Here is a 21,222-nt window from a genome sequence, read left to right on the forward strand (position 1 = left end):
TCTTAAACCTAAAACCTTCTTTTTCTCTATTCCGGATAACCCGTAATATCGCGGATCTTGCCATATAGTGGCTGCAACTTCTTATAGATATCAAGATAGATCTCTTTATAGAGTCGCTGATACATATGATGATGACCATTATCAGGCTCGAAACGCTCACCGTCATGCACCATGGCCTTAATGGCGCTATCAAAGTCCTCATGCAGTCCCAACCCTACAGATGCAGCTATCGCGGCGCCTAGCCCAGATGTTTCAACCGTGTGCGCCCTTACCGCAGGCAATCCAAACACGTCGGCTGCAATCTGCATCGCAGCATCACTCTTGGCGCCACCACCAGAAACTCGTAGCTCTTTTACTTTACAGCCGCCCTTTTTCTCAATCGCTTCCAGCCCCTCTTTAAGGCCAAAGGCTAACCCCTCTAGAATGGCGCGATAAAGATGAGCGCGGGTATGCACATCGCCAAAGCCGATCACCGCCCCTTTAGCTTCGGGCTGCTTCACGCCCGGCCCCCAATAAGGCTGCAACATCAGCCCCATGGAACCAGGTGGTACGCTGTTGACTAACTCATCAAACAGGGCTTCGGCTTCAATCCCTGCTTGTAGTGCTTTTTCCTGCTCGATATGGGCAAACTGCTCCTTAAACCAACTCACCATCCAAAAGCCACGATAAAGCATCACTTCACTGCAAAATGCCCCAGCGATAGCCGAGGGATAAGCGGGCAAAAACCTTACGGCTTCAGTATAGCGCGGCATGGTCACGTTAATCGTGGCTGTAGTACCGAAGCTTAAACAGCCCACGTCGGAATTTTGTCCACCCGAGCCGAGTACTTCACAGGCTTTATCGGCAGCGGCAGCGATGACAGGTAATCCTTGGGGCAGCCCAGTTTGCTCACTGGCTTTTTCGGTTATTTCGCCCACCTTTTCGCCGGGCTTTAACAGCGTCAGCAAATGCTCTGGTTTCACATGCAGTGCTCGCCACTTCCAATCCCACCTAGGTGCCCATCTATGTTTCTTGTAATCGAACGGCAGATAGCCTACCTGAGAGCCCACCGAATCGGCCCACTCTCCCGTAAGCTTGTGATGGAAAAAACCCGACAGAAAGGCAAATTTATGGGTCTTGTGCCAAAGGTCAGGCTTAGCCATATAGAGCCAATTAGGCTGAGCACGACTGCGAAAGTTAGCAATGGTTTCGCTCAGTCCCAGCAGCTTAAACAGCGGGTCCCACAGGCCTCCTAAGCGTGACTCATTCTCGGCCTTGCGCTGATCGAGCCAGAGGATCGCCGGATACAGGGGCTCTCCATCACGGTCTAATGGCAACATGCTGCCACGCTGAGTGGTCACCGACATGCCTTTGATGCGTGCTTTATCAACGCCTTGTTGCCAGAGCGCCTGACAAGCAACACAAACGTTTTGCCAGTAATAGTCGCCACTTTGCTCACACCAGCCCGATTGCGGCGACTCGTAGGGGGTCAGTTTGACCTGTGACTTAGCAACAAGCTGACCTTTTGCATCAAACACTATGGCTCGTACGCTCTGAGTACCGTTGTCTATGGTTAATATGTAATCCGCTTGCCTCTCTACTGGAGTCTCTGCTGGTGTCTGCATTTGTGTTTGTGTCTGGCTCTGCTGTTTTTTGTCTATCACAGACACTCCCTTTTCTCTTGTTGGCTCGGTAAGCGGTAACTGGTATTCATGATCTGATCGAATCGCAGCCACTCACTCTCAGCCTTTGTCTTTGACCAAGCTAGATGCTGACAACACAGAGACAGTATCGCCTCTCGGTACTGATTGATTTCGCTGCCTAATAGCAATGCTAAACGGGTTCTGCGTAGCAAGAGATCATCCAGATGCACCACACTCTCATTGACTAGCGACCACTCGAGCTCTCGCCACTGACAGCGACTAATGCCTATCATACGTGCGTTTTTCATCTCTGATATTTGCGGCGCGAAATGACCAAAGTAGCCCCTTAAGTGTTCATCGGCGTAGCCTTGTGTCGCTTGGCTAAAAGGCGCTCTTTTCAGTTCAGCACTAAAGAGGTTTGGTAGCTGCTGTTGAACTTGCGCCAAGGTCTCTTTAGCCATCAGGTGATAACTAGTTAGCTTGCCGCCCGTGACCGAAATAAGCCCCGGCTTAGACCAGATAATGTGCTCACGAGACTCTTTCGATGGATCTTTGCCCTTGCCCTTCCTATCGGGCTGGCTAGCGCTGTAAATGGGGCGTATGCCACTCCAGCAGCTAACCACATCACGCTCTTCGAGTTGCTGCTTAGGGAAGTAATGCCTTGCTAACCCCAGCAGATAGTCGACCTCTTGTTGAGCAATCCCAGGCTCACTCTCTAGCTTGTCATGGTGATCGAGATCTGTGGTGCCTATCACGCTGCAGCCTTGCCACGGATAGATATACACCGGCCGTCCATCTTGAGGATGATAAAAGGTCAAACAGGCTGAGACCGGCAAACGCTCAAATGGCAGCACCAGATGACTGCCTCGCAATGGCCTCAAACTACCGTCTTGTAGCGCATGTAGCTTACCTGCCCAGCTGCCAGTGGCATTGATGACACACTTGGCTTTTACACTGTACTCTTTGCCTGCTAAAGCTTGATTATCCAAAGTATTCGCTAAGGTAAGCCTTACACCGCTAACTCGCTCATTATTATCTTGGTTTTCCCCTCGCTCAATGAGACCTGTCACTTTGGCATAATTAAGCGCCTGCCCGCCTGCTAGTACACCGTCTTGCAGTGCACGTAATACTAGACGCGCATCATCGGTGACCCCATCGGCAAACAAACTGACCCCATTTATCCCATCGAAAGACAGCTCCGATAACCAAGTACGCGCTTTTTCTATACTCAAGGGGCGATGGTGTTTACTGCCAGCCAATTTGTCGTAAATCGCCAATACCCGTTGAAAAAGCGCCGCCGAGGGGAAATCTCCCCGTTTGTGCAGCATCATGTAGGGCATCAGGTCCACTAAGCCCGGCAACTGCGCCAACATAACTTCTCGCTCTCTGGCGGCATCTCGGGTCATACGCCACTGCCCCGTAGCCAGATAGCGCAAGCCACCATGAACCATTTTGGAAGAGCGACTCGAGGTGCCCCAAGCAAAGTCACTTTGCTCCAGCAGCAATACCTTCGCCCCTTGCTCAGCGGCAAGATGGAAAATACCCGCGCCAGTGATCCCCCCACCTATGATGATAAGGTCATACTCTGCCTGCTGAATAATGGCGTCAGTAGCCGCTTTCGCCGCCTGACTCAAGGTATTCATGACTGCGCCTCATCTTGGGTATTGCTCGCTTTAAACAGCTTGCCGGGATTTAACTGCCCCTTGGGATCGAAGCCGTTAAAATAATCCTGTAGTGACTCAACCACGCGCTCGCCTTTCTCTGTTGCAAGGTAGGCGGCATGATCGCCCCCCACACCATGCTGATGACTGATGGTGCCGTGATTTTCCACAATCAGCTTAGAGGTGGTCGATTTAAGTTTTTGCCATTGCTGATAGGTCTGCTCATAGGTTTTCGCCACAGGAAACAGATAAGTGGTATAGATGCTGGCGCCATCGCTATAGAGATGAGATAGGTGAGAAAATACATGCACCTGAGTGCCAAATTCCTCGAGTCCCCCTTTTAGGCTCTGTTCTATCTTATCGGTCAGCGGCTCAATATTGGACCAGTTGGTCGCCGTCTCTAGCGTGTCGATGGCATAGCCCATCTGCCACAATGTTTCTCGTAAATAGGGGAAGGCGAAGCGCTTATGCTCCCACTTCTTGCCGAGACTCTGGCCGGTGTTCACCCCTTTAAACTGACTGATAATCCCCTTTAAGCGCTTATAACGCTGACGGTTATCGCGCTTGTCACCCGTAATGCCATAAACCAGCATACATTTGTCATCACCTACTCCTTTTAGAGACAATAACTTGCCAAGCCAATGACGCTGACTCTGGCTAGCCGACAGAAACAGCTGAGTCTTAGTCTCTATGCTATTGCTCAGCCTAAGCATTGAAAGAGGCAGCCCCTGCTGAATAACCTCGCGGGCGCAGGCTATTCCTTGTTGCCAATTCGGCATAAAGGCCACGCCAAAGAATTCCTGCTCAGGCACGCGGCTCACCCGAACTTTGGCTTCGGTTAAAATGCCTAAATGGCCCTCAGAGCCCAGCACCAGATGACGCCAATCAGGCCCCGCCGATGACGCTGGTAAGGTAGTCATATCCAGCTTGCCCTCGAGCGTCTCAATCTCCCCCCCGGCAAACAGGCTTTCGATACGGCCATAATGCAGCGATTGCTGACCGCTTGAGCGGGTCACCACCCAACCGCCTAAGGTCGATAGCTCGAAAGACTGAGGAAAGTGACCTAAGGTGTAACCTTGAGCCTGCAGCTGAGACTCCAAAAATGGCCCTTTTACTCCAGCGCCAAAGGTGGCAAGTTGCGAGACTCTATCGAGCGCGAGTAATCGGTTCATCTTGCTCATGGAGATGGTCAGTACAGGCTTATCTGACTCACAAGGGGTGATATGCCCCACCACTGAAGTACCGCCACCATAAGGGATAAGCTGCCACTCATTTAACTTTGCCGCGTCCATCAAGGCGCGGATCTCCTCACTACTACGGGGAAAGGCAACGGCGTCAGGAAACAGGTTAAACTCGCCGCTCTTCATCGCCAACCAGTCCGGTAGACTCTGGCCACGGGCATGGCGCAGCCGTACTTCTGCGTCGGTGGTGTACAGCTCGCTTTCTTCTAAGCGCGAGGCAGGCACCTTGGCCAACACCTCCTCGAGTGTGGCGACTGCTAGCGGATTCGCCTCACCCAGTGTCTCAGTGATAAAGGCGGCACCATCAGCCGACAGGGCTAAACTCCTGTCTTTGTCACCCCAACCATTCCATTGTCGATTATCCCGCGCCGCTCTATCCATCTTTAATGACCAATTTGCATACAGATAGATTTATCTTACAATGTTGTAACATCTTGTCAGTGACAAATATGGACAACTATTTACAGGCAGTAAATCGCGATAACCAATACAGGCTAACAGCACAGGAGTGAATGAGATGGTAAAAAAGGCCGAGCACACGCTCTCTTTAGGCACCACCTCCCTGCCCCCCGTACTGCAATTTTTGCAGGCAGCTAGGCACTGTAAGGTTGAGATAGAACCAGCTCTTGAGCAGGCCAATATCGAGCCCTCTTATCTGCAAAACAAAGATACCCGCCTCAGTGGCGAGCAGTTTCAGCTGCTACTGCACTATCTTATTCAGCATGCAAACCATCCGCTATTCGGTCTCTATAGTGCGCGTTTTATCCAGCCAGATCGCTTCTACCTACTGGGGCAGATAGGCCTAAACTCGGACAACTTCACCCAAGCCATCAAACAAGCTATGCCCCTAGAGAAACTGGTTGGCGACATGGGGATCACCGAGTTAAGAGAGCATCCCCAAGGGTTAAAAATGATATGGCACTGCCAATACAGCAACCCACAAGTTATTCCCCATCTGATTGATAACGTACTGGCATCTTGGGTTAATTTTGCCCGCTTTCTTATGCAAGACAGTAACGCCTCCCCTATTGAGGTTAAACTTTCACGGCCACAACCTGCCACAAAAGAGCTAAAACAGTATCAGGCACTGTTTAACTGCCCTGTGCGCTTTGAGCAGAGTGAAAACGCCATCCTCATCGATAAGGAACTGCTACTTCGGCCGCTCCCAAGGGGAGATAACCAACGGCTTAAACGGCTAATGGAGCACGCGCGACTGCAACTTGAAGATATTGGTGAGGCCGATCAGCTAAAGCTCGCCGCTGCGCGGATAATTCGCCAGCAACTAGCCATAAGCAAAATTAACCGAGAGCGAATAGCCAGTCAGCTGCATCTTAGTGGCAGAAGCTTACAGCGAAAATTACTCAAGCAGGGGATTAGCTATCAAGGGCTGGTAGATAATGTGCGTCATGAAATGGCGGAATATTGGCTTAGCTGCAGCGAACTTTCTTTAAGCGAAATCGCCTTAGAGTTAGGGTTTAGTGATCTGCGGGTATTTTTTCGCGCCTACAAAAACTGGAGCGGTCACACTCCCAGACGCAAGCAGTAGCGAATAAAATAGTGAAAAACAAGAGTGGAAAAACAGAAGCAAAAAACAAGATCAAAGAGATCGCCTCAACGCCCTGCGAACAGTATGGGTTAAGGCTTGTCTCTCAGTAATACCAATCAAAAAGCGTTTTACATCGCTTGTTTCAGCAGTTCGATAACCTCTTGATGTTCACGGTCCAAAGCCAGCCCCATGGCAGTTGAGTCATGAATATTCACTTGATGAATCGTCTCTGCCGCACCATTAGCAAGGAGTAATTCAACAATGGCGGTGCGTTCATTATAGTTACCAATAACCGCATGGATCAGTGCGGTATTACCATCATTCGTTAACGAATTCACCTTTGCGCCAGCTTGCAGTAGTCGCTCGACCACATCCTTAGTGCTATTGCCTGCTGCCATTGTCAATGCCGTCTCGCCTTCATCGCCTTGGTAGTTTACCTCTGCGCCCTTAGCTAACAGCTGCTCCATTATCGGCAATAAGCCATTGAAGCTGGCAATCATTAACGGCCTTGTACCATAGCTGCCAGTTTGGTTAGGGTTCGCCCCCGCCTCGAGTAGCAAGGTCACAACCTCTTCGGTACTACTCTTCACTGCATGATTAAGCGGTGTATTCTTGTACCAATCGCCCTGATTCACATCGGCACCATCGGCAATCATCTTGGCAACTAATGCGGCATCTTTATCTAAAATAGCCTGAATCAGCGCGGTAAAACCACTGGCATCTAAGCCATTCTCATCATAAGAGCCATCTAAATGATCATCTTCGTCATCGTCATTATCTTCGTCTTCATCATAGTCATTCTCGTCATAGTCATAGCCGAAATCAGCGCCGCAGCCTTGCTCACGACCTTCAATATAGGCGCTCAGCCCTGGCCAGTTGCCGCGATCACAAAAGTCATTGAACTCAACGATGGAATCATTTGGCGACTTCTCAATTAAGCTTTCTAATAGCTGGGTCGACCACTTAAAGGTTTCTACCGGGGAGCCTAAGCAGTTGTGATGGAAAATGGCGATCTGCGCCGTGATGTTATTCCCCTCAAAGGCAGTCAATAACATCTGTGATAGCGACTTAATCTCGTCGACTTCGCACTCAAGGCTCAACAGCAGCAGTTGTGGTTCTAGCCTGAAGGCAAAGATATCCTGCTCAAGATGGTCAAGCTCTGGGATCAGCACTTCTATCGCCTTGCCTGCCGTAGTGCTTAGCTTTATGCAGATAAAATAGGGGTCATCATAACTATCTAATCCATCAAGATGTTCACGTAAAACATCATCTAGCTCTAATCTATCGAAAATATGACTGCTAAGCATATAAACCTCGTTGTTAATTCATCTCTGGAGCGGGAAGACAAAAGTCGGAAAGTGAAACTAGCACTGCGCGTCCCATAATGCGCAGTAGACTATGTCTTAGCAGATATAAGTACAAGTCGTTATTTTTAATAAGGATAATTAACTTTTAAAATTGCTTGGATGATCGATTTATGAGGAATTGATTGCAAATGAGTTTACTTAAACATTCAAGCTAACTATTGACTATCTTAGCTACAGTGTGGCTTCAAGAGATAAGGAAGAGTGGAATAGGTCAGTAAGAGTGTTACAATGCCCGCGTAATACCAAATAAGCATACCGCCCCTATTAAATGACAAGACTTAAAGCCTTCTCGGCTCACAATAATTTATTGAATGTACCTTGGTAACAACACCTATCAAAGACCCAGTTGTATCCAAAATTTATCATTCAATAAATGTGAGGCTTTATGTCTATATCCATTTTTATGGCCCTTTTCATGGTGTCATTACTCGGTGCCATGTCACCAGGCCAATCTGTCATAATGGTTGCAAGAAATACACTTGCAGGCGGAAGAGCGCAAGGTATCGTTACAGCCTGTGCTCACTCTATCGGAGTCGGTATCTACGCAGGCTTATCTCTTGCAGGACTTGCCCTAGTATTAAAAAACTCCCCCTTGTTTTACAACACCATCACCTATCTGGGCGCTGCATATCTGGCTTGGTTAGGTATTTGTTCGATTCGTTCAAAAGGTGGAATCACCGATAAACTCAGCAGCGGCAAACCAATGAGCCTTTATCAAGCTGCAAGAAGTGGCTTTGTTATCTCTATACTTAACCCGAAAATCATCATTTTCTATCTAGCCCTGTTTAGTCAATTAGTAGAAAGTGCTGACAATTTGGTTAACCGAATCATTATCGTCGCGACACCTACAATTCTCGATGCCGCTTGGTACACATTTATCGCTTGTATCTTGTCTAAGCCAGCAACCTTAGTAAGGCTAAGGTTGCATGCTCAGACAATAGATAAAGTGTCAGGTGCGGTATTACTGCTTTTAGCTGGACGTATACTCGTAAGCTAATCAGCAAGATGACTCCCCCATAGAAGGGGCACTCAGCGAAGTCGATAGCCCATCGACTTCGCTCTACTGTCGAAACCTTATGCGTAAAATACTGAAAACAATTAAAAGCACCGCGAATACAACACAAAAATTAAACGCATCCTAATCAGTAATACCGAGAAATTTCACCTTCCCCACTACCAAACCTCTGCATCGAAACGGGCGGCTCTGGCCTCAGCCATGGTGCACTCGGTCTGGTGCATTAATTCTGCCAAGGTGATATTCGGTTGTTGCGCGATCAAGCGAGCCAGTTTGGCCGCTAACGGTTCCAACTTATCGGTGTGACTTAGCAGTGCAGTATCGACTTTACGAATAAGGTAAACAAACTCTGTTGCAGCTACCGTTAGCGGCTGCGTTTTTAAATGCTGACTAAAAGCTTGGATCTGCATGGCATCGCCAGTAAGCCCCCAATTTCTTGAGCGACGCACACGCTTAAGTTCACAATTAAATTGCTTGGCAACCAGTTGCGCTTGCTTAACCGCTTCACGGCCGATGCGATGAATGAGTGAGGGAAGCGAGATGATGATCTCTTGTTTCATACTCGTGTTTAGGGCTCTCAGTCTTTATCCAATCGGCCTATTTTTTCAGTCTAGGCAGAAAAACTCAAGCCGGGCTGGCGTTGAATCGGCTGAAAATAACAAAGGCCCGTAAAGGGCCTTTTCTATGGGTTAACAGTTAACCCCTCAGTGTGTTGCTACGCAACCACTATGCGTTAGCTGGCACCATTTGCTGCCTTTTATGACGGCGAAGATGGAATGCACAGTTAGCAAGGAACCAAACCGCACTCACCGCAATACCCGCAAGGGTTGAGCCTGTAAGACCCATCGCAAGATAACCAAGGAAGGCACCAAAGGCAACGGTAACGGCATAAGGCAGCTGGGTCATAACATGGTCCATATGGTGACAGCTCGCGCCCGTCGCCGATAGGATACTGGTGCTCGAGATAGGTGAGCTATGGTCGCCAAATACCGATCCCGCCAATACGGCAGCAAGCATCGGCAATAATAAATTTGCATCACTGGCGATAGCGATATCACCAGCGAGTGGCAACATAATACCGAACGTGCCCCAGCTAGTGCCGGTAGCAAATGACATTCCGCATGCTAGAACAAACACTAAAGCAGGCAGAAGCTGAACCGGAATACTGCTCTTAGTCAGCGCAGCAAGGTATTGGCCAGTCTGCATATCGCTCACTACTGTGCCAATCGTCCAAGCAAACAGCAGGATAATAATCGCTGGCATCATCGCCTGCACACCTTGTGGTGCTGCGGCTAACCATGTTTTAGCCGGTAACTTTAAACGCAGCGCTAATACAATTGAGACAGCAAGGCTACACAGTGCAGCGTACACCAAGGACGACCCCACATCGGTATGCTCAAGGGAAGCAATCAAGCTAAATGCCTGGCCCTTTGCCGATAGTGCCTCGGCACCGCTCCATACCATGAACAAGATACTCGACACCGTTAGGGTCGCGATAGGCAAGACCATGTCGATCATACCGCCATTGCCCTGTCCCTCAGTGGTGATCTCAAGCCCTTTAGGACGTCCCTTAGACTCATCCCATAGCTTGCCCTCTTGCGCCCAGCGCTCATGTTGACGCATAGGGCCAATATCGAGCTGAAAGGCGATAACCACTAGCACCATTAGCAGGGTAAATACCGCATAAAGGTTCATCGGGATCATCTGCACAAACATGGCTATTGGGCTGATATCGGTAATACCATTGGTCACCAAAATTCCACCTAGGATGGCTATGATAAACGCTCCCCAAGAAGAGATAGGCATAATAACGCACACAGGAGCCGCGGTAGAATCTAGCAGATAAGCCAGCTTTGCCCGTGAGATCTGGAACCTATCCGTCACAGGACGACAGATGGGGCCCACAGATAAGCTGTGGAAAAAATCATCGATAAAGAAGGCGAAAACCATTAAGCCAGTTAACATGTTGGCACTGCGGCGGTCTTTACAACGACGCACTCCCCACTCTGCAAACGCTCGGGTCGCCCCCGTTGCTGTCATCAGGCTGATCAAACCACCGAGCAGCAACATAAACAGCAACATATTGACGTTACCGCTATTAATAGCGCCATCACTCCAGAATATGCCAGAGACGATATTGAACAGGTAGTGCAATGCAGTCAGCGGATTGTAGTTATTTAACAGAACGGCACCGGCAAGAATACCGATCCCAAGGGATAACAGTACACGACGGGTCGTGATGGCGAGGATAACGGCTAACAGTGGCGGCACCACCGACAGCAGGGAATCGGAATATTGAACTAAATTCATGATCTCGTAACACCTATTATTTAGGTGGAGATCTACCAAAAGGATAGAGAAACTGATTTCAGGAGAAATAATACTTCTTACCCCTTTAGGTAGCGCTCCATAGACAACATAACTATGGCAGTCCTGCATCTGTTAAATGCAGACCCAGCGATTGTTGATGACGCAACAATAACTTCGGCGCTGACTCCTTTCCCCAGATGTCTTAGGTGTCACCCTCTATCTGGATACTTTTAGGCAGCGCGCCTCTACTCAAAGGTTTGAGGCTTGATAATACCCATACATTTAAGAGTTGCAAGAATATTTATTCAAACATCTTCAGAACAATGCCGCCGCCTCCCATTTGAGGTTAATTTTCATCCAACAGAGTATCTCTGAAGAACAAAATACCACTCACAAACCCTGCATATAGGCCGAGGGATAATCTTAGCCATAAAGAGGTATTACACTCTACCCGACCGAACATTCCTCTAACCAACTACCAAATAGCGCTTGAATTTAGTGATTTATATCGCCTATAGGAAAAGGAAAAACGACTAACCCTCTCAGGATTGATTTAGATCAATGAGCTCCTACGCCTTTTCAGGTCATATAAAGGTGAACTAGATCACAAACAGCATTCATAACTACACAACCTAGTTCACGTAATTGCAGATTTACGTTTTTAAATACTGAAACCAAAAATATAGAGGTACCCTATGGAGCTACTACCAAATTGTTATACCGATCTATGCGTCAATGGGAAATGGTTTCACTATGATCATGGAGCCAGCTCTGTGTTTATGCTAAATGGCAGCAAACCGCTCACTTTTGAATTAGATTCATTGCCCAAAACCGAAGATGAACTTGAACTGCATCTGACTGCAATCTCAAACGAGCTTATCTAATCGCATTTAAAGCAAGCTCTACTCATAGTCGCTTGCAAGTTCATCTAAAAATAGGCCTCATTTGGCCTATTTTTGTTTTATCGATAACTGAATTTATCCATAACTCTTTGGCTCCAACAAGTGCATTTAGCGCACGTTTCCCCTCTTTAGCGCAGTTAACGCAAGCTAGCAACTTTCAAGGCAGCGAAAAAGGAGCTGCTCATAAAGCATCGCCAATTTAATAGGTTAATGACACACACCATAAACGGCAGTAAAGAAATGGTGAGTTTAAAGCCTTAAGAAAAAATAAATTAAAATAGATCTGGACAATATGTAATTATCGAGTATTATTTATCTCGCTCTGCTTAGAGTTATTAATGAAACATAAGTTAAAAAGTAAAATCTCAGAATTCCTTCGTTATTGTTGTTATCCTCAGTTTGCCCTTATCTTCATCGTCACATTAAATAATTCAATTTTCAGTGCATCGCATAATGCGACAATTTTTATGAATTTAAATATAAGGGACACATCATGTCTAATACAACTGGTATCGTAAAGTGGTTTAACGAAGAGAAAGGTTTTGGTTTCATTACTCAAGACAACGGCGGCGCTGACGTATTCGTTCACTTCCGTGCAATCGCTTCTGACGGTTTCAAGACTTTGGCTGAAGGCCAGAAAGTATCTTTCGAAGTAGAGCAAGGTCAAAAAGGCCTTCAAGCAGCTAACGTAATCGCGCTGTAACTTCGTAAGTTGACGTGAATGGTTTAATCGCCATTCACATCATTTAAAACGAATTTCCAACAAGCTTACTTTAACAAATGCCTGCTTTAATTAATCAAACCTGCTTTAACAAAAGCTAATTTAACAAAGTCAGACAAAATAAAACTTATACTGTATCTAGAAAAAGATTAACACTTCAATCATCTGCTTTCGTATCTACCAATACGCTTCTGATCTACTTCGTTATATTCTTATCAATACAAATTAAACATTAACAACTTAAGACTGGATTGGAATCGGCATTATTATGCCTTAAAAACGTCTTAACACTGGAGATAACTATGTCCCGTTCATCAGGTCCAAAAAGATTTTGGTTTCATCAATCAAAAAAGAAATCAGCACTAACTAAAACAACTAAAAAAAGGGTTTAAATGAGAGTAAATTTTAATATTTTTAAAGATAATATTTCTTGGGATGCACTAATCCACCAGTTAAATAGCGATGTGCTATTACGTCATGTTCTAGTGAAGGGTAATGTTGTCGATCGAAACATCGACTTCAGCTATTGTGATGAGACCTGCCAAGGCAAGATCATCAATAGTAACAATCAGCTTATCGGTAACTTTTCTACCTCTTTTTAATTGGCTCAGCGACAACCGCTCCAGCTTATACCTAAGCCAAGCCGTCTGTAGTCATTCTAATAATCCCGTAAGACCAAAGCATCAAAAAGCAATAACGCAGGATGAAGGCAATTTCATCTAAGGTGCCGCCCTAGCTATCATCAAAAAATGATGATGCAGCGACACCAGACTCTATGCCTCTCCCAGATTACAGTGACGCCAATTAGCTAAGCAGTTGCTGCGGTGCTTGGTAGCTAATATGTTGGTGGAAGCGCACAATTAAATCGTCCCGAGACTTATCTATCGGTAGCTCGGCGGTAAAGCTCTTAAGCGCCTCCTCCACTCGATTCAGGTAACGACCAAAGCCACCATCTTTAATGTCTTTAGTGCCTGCTGCAATAGTAAAGCTCACCATCTCCACAAGCTTGTCACCATCCCAGTGGCGGATAAATTGCTGCTCTTCAATATTCGGATCGAAGCCAAGCATCTGAACTTCATCGGTACCATCGACTTGATCGAATTTACTGTTACGTACAAGTGGGGTTAAGCCATTGGCAACCATCGCTATTCGATTTAGCTTTTTAGCAGCCGCCGCTTGAACGAAAGCATCCTCTAGCTTTTGATACAGTGGTGTAAAGTCACTCGTATGCTCAGGCAATATCGCCTGCTTAAGCTTACGGCTTAGAGGCAGTTTCACCGTGACATAACATAATGAGCCGTGAGCCTCAGGGATTGGGCACTCTCTTGCCTTATATCTGTGGTTAATCGAACGTAGCTTATAGCCATAAGTCTCTTTATTGCCTTTAGCCTTAGCGAACAGATCATAAGAGATATGCTGGTGATCACGAACCTTAATGGTGAGCTCTTGCTCTGGCAGTTGTGGCATTAGCTTGGCGAGGAAAGACTGCACCTTAATATGGAAATTAGCCGAATGACTGCGGATCTCGTCACCGGTCGCTAAAAACACAATCCTGATCTTACGAGCGCGGTAATCATCTTTTGTGTGTAGCGTTTGCGCTTCATGATAGACAGGGTTGTAGAAAAAGATGATCTGTTCAGCAGTAGGGAAGCAATAGGCTTCAGAATGAAAACGTACAACTGGTAACTTGTCGTTGGTGATCACATGAAGGTTATATAAGCCTTCCTGATCTCCAAGGCTAAAAATGGTACGACTAAGAGTCTGATAACAAGTCTTATAATCGGGATAGTGAGCCAGTAAAGCATCAGTTACTTTAATTTCTGCGGTGATATATTGATTCGCTCGAACGTCCTTGGGTATGTACACTTTTTGCTGATGGCTAAGGGACATAAATACTCCTTGAGATAAGTTAACCATATGTAGCGCGCAGCCAATGGTAACGATAAATTTTGACAAAAATGCTGCGATCGGCCACATTTTTTACCTGCTAACAACATGGTACGCCTCGAATATGATTTATTTATTAAATCTAGGCGTAAAAAGCGTCAGTTAACTAAAATTATCACTACTGTTTTTGGCTACACATCTGCCATTGCACGGGCCCTTAGTTCCCAAGTCACAATTACTTAAAGCGCCCATCCGAACGGGTCTTTTTCGGATCCATCCCCTGTTCATACCAGCCATCTCGAGTGTTTTTTATATTATCGAACGCTTGAATATAGGGCTTTATATCTAAAATGGGCGTGCCATCAAGCAGGTCGATATCTTTCACATAAATAATGTTATCTTCGATGTGGTCGATCTCAGCGATAGAGAGGCCGATTGGATTCGGCCTTTTAGGCGAGCGAGTAGCAAAAATGCCATGTGGTTTAGTGTCGAGAAAAGGGATCACCGTCAGCGCAGGCTCACTCATTTTATGTAGATGAAAAATCACATAAATATGTGAGAACTCAGCAAGGTCTTGTAACCCAGGTTGCAGCGACTTATCTATCACTATTTGCGCTAAGTTATCGGCAATCCCCACCCCTTGAATGGGCATATCATTAATCGTTTTATAAGCCGTCTGTGCATAGCCTATGGTATCAAATATCATTATCATGGTCTCAACATCAAAAATATGCCAAGTACCATACGCCAAATATTTACTCTGTAGCGTAATCGGCCGCACATAATTAAACGACCAATCCGATTAAACACAGACTTGGTTACGTCCCTTTTTCTTTGCTTTATACAAGGCTTGATCAGACCGCTTCATTGTTTGCTCAAAGGTTTCACCACTTTGATGCTCTGCGACCCCTATCGAAATAGTCACACTCACCGTTCGCTGCTGATGATTCGTTTTAGCCTTACCACGCTTAGCCTTAGATTGACTCTTACGCTGCTCATTGCGAAGCACAATATCGTACTCCTCAATTGTCTGGCGCACCTCTTCGAGGTAACTAAGGGTCGATTGCGCATCCTTACGGGGGAAGATAATGGTGAACTCTTCACCACCATAACGAAAAGCTTTACCCCCACCGCGTACAGCATCGATTTTGCTGGCGACTAACTTCAACACCTGATCACCAACATCGTGACCATAGGTATCGTTAAACTTCTTAAAATGGTCGATATCCAGCATGGCCACGCTATATTTTCGCCCCAAAGATAACACTAAGTTATACAGGGCGCGGCGGGAGGCAAGCCCTGTGAGTTCATCACGATAAGCCAAGAAATAGGAGTCGGTCAGCACAGTCAAAATATAGATAATGGCTAATACTGTCATCGAGGTTGCAAGTGAAACTAAGCCGATAAACTCAAACTGTACAGCCCAAAGTGCAAACGTGATAAAGATGGCGCTATTAACCAAACTTGTCTGCCACAGGCCTCGGATAAGAACCAGTAAACCACACAGGTACAATGGTGCTAACACTCTGACTTCCATGTTAAACGGCGCGGGAAGAGCCTCATCTAGCTGTAATTTAAACTCGCGATTAACCCATAGCCAACCAAAACCTGCTGCCAAACAAAGCCCGCAACCAAGCACTCTCACCAAGCCATGGGGAGATAACAGCCCCCTGTCTTTAATGAAAGCAAACCCGCCGATGGTGAATGCTCCACCGAGTAAGATCTGCTGTGAGTATTGCGCCAGCAATGCTGACTCAAGCAAATCCTGAGTCACACACAGATAGTAAGCCAGCATGATTGCAGCTAAATAGGCTAAGCGGCTACGGTTAAACTGCAGCGCGATTGCGATTGCGGCCGGCAGTAACCAATAGGGAAGCTGCTCTATCACCCCCTGCCACGCCTGCAAGTCTGATTGATAGATCTCGCTCAAAGCTAGGCCCAGGGCCGTGAAGATAAGAGGAAGAAAAAAGTAACGGCAACGATAATAAAAAGCAGACAAAACAAACCTCAATATTAATCAAGTCTAGCCCTTAGCTATGTACAGCCCCATTAAGTCGCCAGCCTCCAACTCATGCTTAATCTTTTATAAGTCATTACATAAGCCATAATAGAAGCCATTACTTAAGTTGATATGCGAGTGAGTGATTCTGTCATCAAATGGGTTAAGGGAGATGAGTTCAAAACAGCAATACACAGCCCTAATAAGTCGACACTATTTTCATAAGATAAAGCCGACAAGGTGCATTATCATAACAACTGAAAAATAATGCCTTTGTGGTCAATATCATAGATATAAAATCAGCATAAAAAAAAGGCCGCTATTGCGACCTTTCTATTACCGTTTAAGCCCCGAGCCAAAAAAGAGGCGATAAGTTAATACCGATTATGCTTTGTCGCCATCACTAAAACTATAAAAAACACTGTCGTTGGTGTTCAGCTTGGCTTGGTCGAAATCATCTAAATGGTGGTGTTTGATCAGTGCACGTAAGTTGTCCACATAGGCCTGACCACGAGTTGAGTAATGCTTAAGAGATTGCACCAACTCATACCCTGTTAACTTATTTTGCGCTCGCAGCTGCTGTCGCAACAGCCTAAGCTCCTTGTAAGCTCGTGTCGTATTGAGGTTATGCATATAGCTTGCGGTGCTCTGATACAGATCGCTAAATGCAGCCACCTTCACATGACCGCCCGGCGTGGTTAAAAACTTGCCGCCATCGTGGGGCAGATGTTCACCATAGAGGTTGTTACCCGCGATGGCGAAGTGACTTGTGCCCCAACCGCTCTCATCGATACCTTGAGCGAGCACCATACCAACAGGAATAATATCGATATGCAAAAGTAGCTCGTCTATTTCCCCTGACTTAATCGCGTAGGACTCTGACAATGTCTGCACCCAGCGTCCCTCGGCCTCAGACCACTGGGATTTAGGCTTGGTCGATAATCTGCTTAACTCGTCTCTTATCAGTAAAATACGCTCGTTCACAGCCTTAATCGTGGGCAACAGTAGTCGAATAAAGCCAGATGTTTTTTGCGAGACAGGCAACGCATTTAAATCGCTAGGCAAGTTCTCAACATAGTAGCTAGGCAATCTATTGCTCTGCTTGACGGCCGTAAGCAGATATCCGTTATTATTAAAGGCTGCGATAAGCTCCTCAGCTGAGCTAAGTGTATTAACGCTTACCTTATGATAAGGCTGTTGAATTTTTTCGGGAGACAGAGGCAAGCTCTGGTTTAGGTACAAGGCAGGGCTAGCCAAGGTACAAGGAGAAACCAGTAAAAGTAAACTAGCAAGGATTCTTGAACAGGACATTTAAGTGTTCTCAATTAAAAGGGAAAAGTCAGGCGAGTCACTGCAATATATATCAGCCAAACCTTAAAAACTAGTTTGAGTCAGGCTAGCGTAAGTCTTAGTTAAAAAACAAAAAAGGCCGCTATTGCGACCTTTTATTTACAGAGAAACTCTGCAATTACTTGTAGAAAGCTTCAACTTCGCCCTTCACAGTAATCATAAGCGGTTGACCACGACGGTCTAATGCTTTGTGTGAAGGTACTTTTACCCAGCCTTCGCTGATGCAATACTCTTCAACATCAAAACGTTCTTTGCCGTTAACCTTGATACCGATATCAAACTCGAAAATAGCTTCCACATGGTGTGGGCTACGTGGGTTAACTGAAAGACGATCCGGTAAAGCTGGTTGTGCTGTAGTGTCGGTCATAATCGTGGCCTGTAGTATAAAATCGAAGTAAATAAAAAGTGCGCTATTGTAGGCAATACAGGCCTAACGCTCAATAGCGACTGCAATAAATGTTAGTGGATTCTCACTAGTATTCAAGACCGCTTATCGGCAGTAGTGACAGCCAGCGCCCCAGATTAAAAAACAAGCAAAACAGACTATAATTCACTTACAGCCAAAAACAATCTAAGCCCCTTAAGTTACAGAACGGTAATTAATATCGATGCTGGCTAATGACGAAACGAAAGTAATACAAACCGTGATGATTGTTCATTGCTGCTCATTACTGGTAGTGGCAATAGATCAATAAGGATGGAGTGACAGAGTATGAAATTTCTACATCTATGCATGCTAGGCCTAATTGCAGCTGCAATATCAGGTTGTGACAAATCGGTAGATTCGCCTCAAGGCTTTAGCCTCCCCGATGGCAATACAGCCAAAGGAAAACAGGTGTTCCTGAAGTATCAATGTCTCTCGTGCCATCAGTTAGAGGGGCTTGAGCAACCGGAAGTTATCGAACACTCAATATTATCGATCCCTCTAGGTGGTGAATCGAACAAAGTTAAAACCTACGCCTCGCTGGTAACCGGAATTATTAATCCATCGCACACCTTCATAGAGGGATACCCCAAGTCTGCCGTTCAGGTCGATGGCAGATCAAAAATGGTGAGCTTTAATAGCGTAATGACTGTCGATGAGTTGGTTAACCTAGTGGTGTTTTTGCAACCCTATTACACACTGGCCCCTTACACCCGAACGCAATACTCTCCCTATCGATACGATCGACAATAGCTAAATCAAAACCATTAGATAAAAAAGGCCTGCTATGCAGGCTTTTTATTGATAGGCGCTATTGCTGACTAAAGAGACCTTGCAGCCTATTGATCATTAGCCCAAAAGCGACAACCAAAAACTGAATAATGGCGATACTCCCTGCCAGTAAGAAAAGGGTAGGCACATCATCTAAAAATTCCATCGAAAACCTCTCGTTCAATTAGATCCCCACAGATTAGTCTGTATGAATATTGCACAGAGGTTTACTTTGAAATTTGATTTTACTCACAGAAACAGTTGCTTTAAATAATGTTAATCTTAACCACAACTAAAATTAATCTTAGCCTGCAAAATAGTAAATTTGATGGTGATCCATCAATTAAAAAGCCGCTACCAATTAAGAGAGCGGCTCTGCCTCACAGGCTGTGCATTCTGTTATCGCTAAATCTAACGCTACTAACGAGACACTAACGTAGTAATTAACGCGTTAGATAAGCACGAACAAAGTTGGTAATTGCCACCATATCGGCAACCGCGATGAACTCATCGGTAGTGTGCACCTTCGACATACCCGTCGACAAGTTAACCGTCTTTAAACCTTGTTCATTAAAGATGTTGGCATCAGAACCGCCGCCTGTTGGCTTAGTAACCGCTTCAATCCCTATGGCCTCAAAGGCAGCCTTAATCGCAACTACATGCGCATCATCATCTGAGATATGGTAGGCGTTATAAGAGCGGCTTGAGTCAATCTCTATACTCGCACCATGCTTTTGCGCCGCCGCTTCAAAGGTCGACACCATATGCGTTACTTGCTTTGCCAGCTTATCATCATTCAATGAGCGAGCCTCTGCTTCAATGTGCAGCTCAGGCATTACGATATTGGTCGCCTGACCGCCTCGCACCACACCGATATTGGCGGTGGTCTCATCATCAATACGACTCAGCTGCATATTGCTTATCGCATCGGCAGCGACCGTCAACGCATTGATGCCAGCTTCTGGCTCAAGTCCCGCGTGGGCAGGCTTACCTTTGATCGTCACTTTTAGGCTTTGCTGACCCGGTGCAGTGGTAATAATGGTGCCAATAGGGCCGCCAGAGTCGAGCACAATCGCTTGTTTAGATTCAATCTTGCTGATATCGAAGTTTTTAGAACCGTGCATGCCGCGCTCTTCATAAACAGTGAAGGCCACTTCAATTGTTTTATGAGCTTCGCCGCTATCTTGAATGCTACGAACCGCTTCCATCACTGCGGCGATCCCCGATTTATCATCGCCACCTAAAATGGTGTCACCTTGAGAGCGAATAATGCCGTCTTCGATGATAGGTTCAATACCATTGCCCGGCGTCACAGTGTCCATATGGCTGCTGAAAACAATACTTCCATCGAGCTCACCTTGCAGCTTAGCGTAGATATTAAAGCCGTTTGAAATGGAGCCTGGAACAGCAAGCTGAGTCACCTCAAAGCCCAGTTGACCGAGCTGTTCAACTAAGGTTTCAGCAACCGCTTTTTCATTACCTGATTCACTGTCAATTTTCACCAGCGAAATAAAATGTTCGACGAGTCTTTCTTGATTGATAATTTTCATCTGTATGCGACTTCTTTTTTGCGAATATAGTCCAGCATCATAAACCCAAGTGATACATGGGATAGCTGAGTTATATCAAAGAAATGTCCGAATACTCATCGTTTATAACAGAGGAGCCTGCGACTCCTCTGTTATAACTGAAGGCTGTAAATAAGAGACAGGCACTAAGCACTAGGAATCGCTCTACACAGCTATTTTGAATAAGGCTAGCGTGATAACAACGCGGGTACTAACGCTCAATATTGACAGCGATCTGTTTAGCCAGTTTTAACAGCAAACTTCTCATCTGGGTAACGGATTGCGAATACCCATCCGCTTCTAATGGTTCCTCAAAGGTAAAAGTTTGTTCAATGGCCTGTTGCCCCTTTGCTTTACCTTGCATTTCTAACTTGTTGTTATATTGATAACGACCCGATAGCACCACCTTAGATTGTGCTGTCACATAGAAATAATCGATTTCAATAGACAGCTGCGCTAGCTCATTAGCCTGCAGAGCTTCGGCTTCTGGGACAAATTTAAGCGTTTTACTGATAGCGTTTAAATCAAGCTGTAAGGCTTTTAAGGTCTCATCGGCTAATGGTTCAGCCCACATGTGAAAGCTGGCATAGCTCAGTTTGTGCTGATTAATCTGCATCACGAGATAGGGAGAGTTTAAATATTCCGCCAATTGCACAGTGAGCCCAACACTGGTTTTTTCACTAGGCTCAACGCCCTGATTTAATTCAATCTGCCCTTGTGATGTTTTCCCTGCTGCCGAGTAGCTATTTAACAAGTAATAACTATTGCTGCTTGGAGCAGAACTGCACCCTGTAAGTAACAAGGCGGCACCGATTAAACTCATTAAGCCCAGTCTCAT

The 21,222-nt window shown here is 45.9% G+C and carries 20 protein-coding genes and 1 riboswitch; of the genes, 6 read left to right on the forward strand and 14 right to left on the reverse strand.

What is annotated here, in order from left to right; genetic code table 11:
• Positions 1-26 precede the first annotated feature (26 nt).
• Genes JMA39_RS14570 through JMA39_RS14580 form a run of 3 tightly spaced genes read right to left on the reverse strand, consistent with a single transcriptional unit; the run spans position 27 to position 4,905 of the window.
• On the reverse strand, positions 27-1,604 hold the full coding sequence (locus JMA39_RS14570) for an FGGY-family carbohydrate kinase (RefSeq protein WP_202722690.1): 1,578 nt from the start codon (positions 1,602-1,604) through the stop codon (positions 27-29).
• A gap of 35 nt (positions 1,605-1,639) precedes the next feature.
• Positions 1,640-3,265: a glycerol-3-phosphate dehydrogenase/oxidase gene (locus tag JMA39_RS14575; RefSeq protein WP_202722585.1), complete on the reverse strand. Its 1,626-nt coding sequence runs from the start codon at positions 3,263-3,265 to the stop codon at positions 1,640-1,642.
• Positions 3,262-4,905, reverse strand: a complete 1,644-nt coding sequence (locus tag JMA39_RS14580; RefSeq protein ID WP_202722586.1) for an FAD-binding oxidoreductase — start codon at positions 4,903-4,905, stop codon at positions 3,262-3,264. Before JMA39_RS14580 ends, JMA39_RS14575 begins: the two co-directional genes overlap by 4 nt.
• A gap of 136 nt (positions 4,906-5,041) precedes the next feature.
• On the opposite strand from JMA39_RS14580, the gene JMA39_RS14585 reads away from it, so the two are divergent.
• Positions 5,042-6,070 (forward strand): AraC family transcriptional regulator, encoded by a 1,029-nt coding sequence (locus JMA39_RS14585; protein ID WP_202722587.1) that lies wholly within the window; start codon positions 5,042-5,044, stop codon positions 6,068-6,070.
• A 128-nt stretch (positions 6,071-6,198) separates the two neighbouring features.
• Here JMA39_RS14585 and JMA39_RS14590 read toward each other — a convergent pair whose 3' ends face one another.
• Positions 6,199-7,377 carry an ankyrin repeat domain-containing protein gene (locus tag JMA39_RS14590; RefSeq protein WP_202722588.1) on the reverse strand — a complete coding sequence of 393 codons (1,179 nt, stop codon included), beginning with the start codon at positions 7,375-7,377 and terminating at the stop codon, positions 6,199-6,201.
• Positions 7,378-7,822: 445 nt separating this feature from the next.
• Between JMA39_RS14590 and JMA39_RS14595 the strand changes: the two genes are divergently transcribed.
• Positions 7,823-8,434 (forward strand): LysE family translocator, encoded by a 612-nt coding sequence (locus JMA39_RS14595; protein WP_202722589.1) that lies wholly within the window; start codon positions 7,823-7,825, stop codon positions 8,432-8,434.
• Positions 8,435-8,610: 176 nt separating this feature from the next.
• On the opposite strand, the gene JMA39_RS14600 is transcribed toward JMA39_RS14595, so the two are convergent.
• Positions 8,611-9,012: a ribosome recycling factor family protein gene (locus tag JMA39_RS14600; RefSeq protein WP_202722590.1), complete on the reverse strand. Its 402-nt coding sequence runs from the start codon at positions 9,010-9,012 to the stop codon at positions 8,611-8,613.
• 166 nt (positions 9,013-9,178) lie between these two features.
• Complete coding sequence (locus JMA39_RS14605) at positions 9,179-10,762, reverse strand: Na+/H+ antiporter NhaC family protein (RefSeq protein WP_202722591.1); 1,584 nt, start codon at positions 10,760-10,762, stop codon at positions 9,179-9,181.
• A gap of 82 nt (positions 10,763-10,844) precedes the next feature.
• Positions 10,845-11,018: riboswitch (Lysine riboswitch) on the reverse strand.
• A 439-nt stretch (positions 11,019-11,457) separates the two neighbouring features.
• Between JMA39_RS14605 and JMA39_RS14610 the strand changes: the two genes are divergently transcribed.
• From JMA39_RS14610 to JMA39_RS14620, 3 genes are all read left to right on the forward strand, one after another.
• Complete coding sequence (locus JMA39_RS14610) at positions 11,458-11,646, forward strand: hypothetical protein (RefSeq protein ID WP_202722592.1); 189 nt, start codon at positions 11,458-11,460, stop codon at positions 11,644-11,646.
• A gap of 511 nt (positions 11,647-12,157) precedes the next feature.
• Positions 12,158-12,367, forward strand: coding sequence for a transcription antiterminator/RNA stability regulator CspE (gene cspE, locus JMA39_RS14615; protein ID WP_202722593.1), 210 nt, complete (start codon positions 12,158-12,160; stop codon positions 12,365-12,367).
• 410 nt (positions 12,368-12,777) lie between these two features.
• Positions 12,778-12,987 carry a hypothetical protein gene (locus JMA39_RS14620; RefSeq protein ID WP_202722594.1) on the forward strand — a complete coding sequence of 70 codons (210 nt, stop codon included), beginning with the start codon at positions 12,778-12,780 and terminating at the stop codon, positions 12,985-12,987.
• A gap of 202 nt (positions 12,988-13,189) precedes the next feature.
• On the opposite strand, the gene JMA39_RS14625 is transcribed toward JMA39_RS14620, so the two are convergent.
• From JMA39_RS14625 to JMA39_RS14645, 5 genes are all read right to left on the reverse strand, one after another.
• Positions 13,190-14,275: a DUF3083 family protein gene (locus JMA39_RS14625; RefSeq protein WP_202722595.1), complete on the reverse strand. Its 1,086-nt coding sequence runs from the start codon at positions 14,273-14,275 to the stop codon at positions 13,190-13,192.
• Between the two features lie 232 nt (positions 14,276-14,507).
• Positions 14,508-15,023, reverse strand: a complete 516-nt coding sequence (tsaA, locus tag JMA39_RS14630) for a tRNA (N6-threonylcarbamoyladenosine(37)-N6)-methyltransferase TrmO (RefSeq protein WP_237732844.1) — start codon at positions 15,021-15,023, stop codon at positions 14,508-14,510.
• Positions 15,024-15,074: 51 nt separating this feature from the next.
• Entirely contained in the window at positions 15,075-16,202 is a 1,128-nt protein-coding gene (locus tag JMA39_RS14635; protein WP_308440727.1) for a GGDEF domain-containing protein, read from the reverse strand.
• A 453-nt stretch (positions 16,203-16,655) separates the two neighbouring features.
• The gene (locus JMA39_RS14640) at positions 16,656-17,582 is read right to left on the reverse strand and encodes a glucosaminidase domain-containing protein (RefSeq protein WP_202722597.1); all 927 of its coding nucleotides are present in this window, start codon (positions 17,580-17,582) and stop codon (positions 16,656-16,658) included.
• Positions 17,583-17,739: 157 nt separating this feature from the next.
• Positions 17,740-17,988, reverse strand: a complete 249-nt coding sequence (locus JMA39_RS14645; RefSeq protein ID WP_202722598.1) for a DUF3297 family protein — start codon at positions 17,986-17,988, stop codon at positions 17,740-17,742.
• A gap of 345 nt (positions 17,989-18,333) precedes the next feature.
• On the opposite strand from JMA39_RS14645, the gene JMA39_RS14650 reads away from it, so the two are divergent.
• Positions 18,334-18,798: a cytochrome C gene (locus JMA39_RS14650; protein ID WP_202722599.1), complete on the forward strand. Its 465-nt coding sequence runs from the start codon at positions 18,334-18,336 to the stop codon at positions 18,796-18,798.
• A gap of 58 nt (positions 18,799-18,856) precedes the next feature.
• Here the strand turns inward: JMA39_RS14650 and JMA39_RS21330 are convergent, their stop codons facing one another.
• From JMA39_RS21330 to JMA39_RS14660, 3 genes are all read right to left on the reverse strand, one after another.
• Positions 18,857-18,982 carry a hypothetical protein gene (locus JMA39_RS21330; protein WP_269154448.1) on the reverse strand — a complete coding sequence of 42 codons (126 nt, stop codon included), beginning with the start codon at positions 18,980-18,982 and terminating at the stop codon, positions 18,857-18,859.
• Positions 18,983-19,259: 277 nt separating this feature from the next.
• Positions 19,260-20,366 (reverse strand): M20/M25/M40 family metallo-hydrolase, encoded by a 1,107-nt coding sequence (locus JMA39_RS14655; RefSeq protein ID WP_202722600.1) that lies wholly within the window; start codon positions 20,364-20,366, stop codon positions 19,260-19,262.
• Between the two features lie 229 nt (positions 20,367-20,595).
• Positions 20,596-21,207: a PqiC family protein gene (locus tag JMA39_RS14660; protein ID WP_202722601.1), complete on the reverse strand. Its 612-nt coding sequence runs from the start codon at positions 21,205-21,207 to the stop codon at positions 20,596-20,598.
• Positions 21,208-21,222 lie beyond the last annotated feature (15 nt).

Origin of the sequence: Shewanella schlegeliana (genome assembly GCF_016765635.1) — a bacterium.
In the GTDB taxonomy this organism is placed as follows: domain Bacteria; phylum Pseudomonadota; class Gammaproteobacteria; order Enterobacterales; family Shewanellaceae; genus Shewanella; species Shewanella schlegeliana.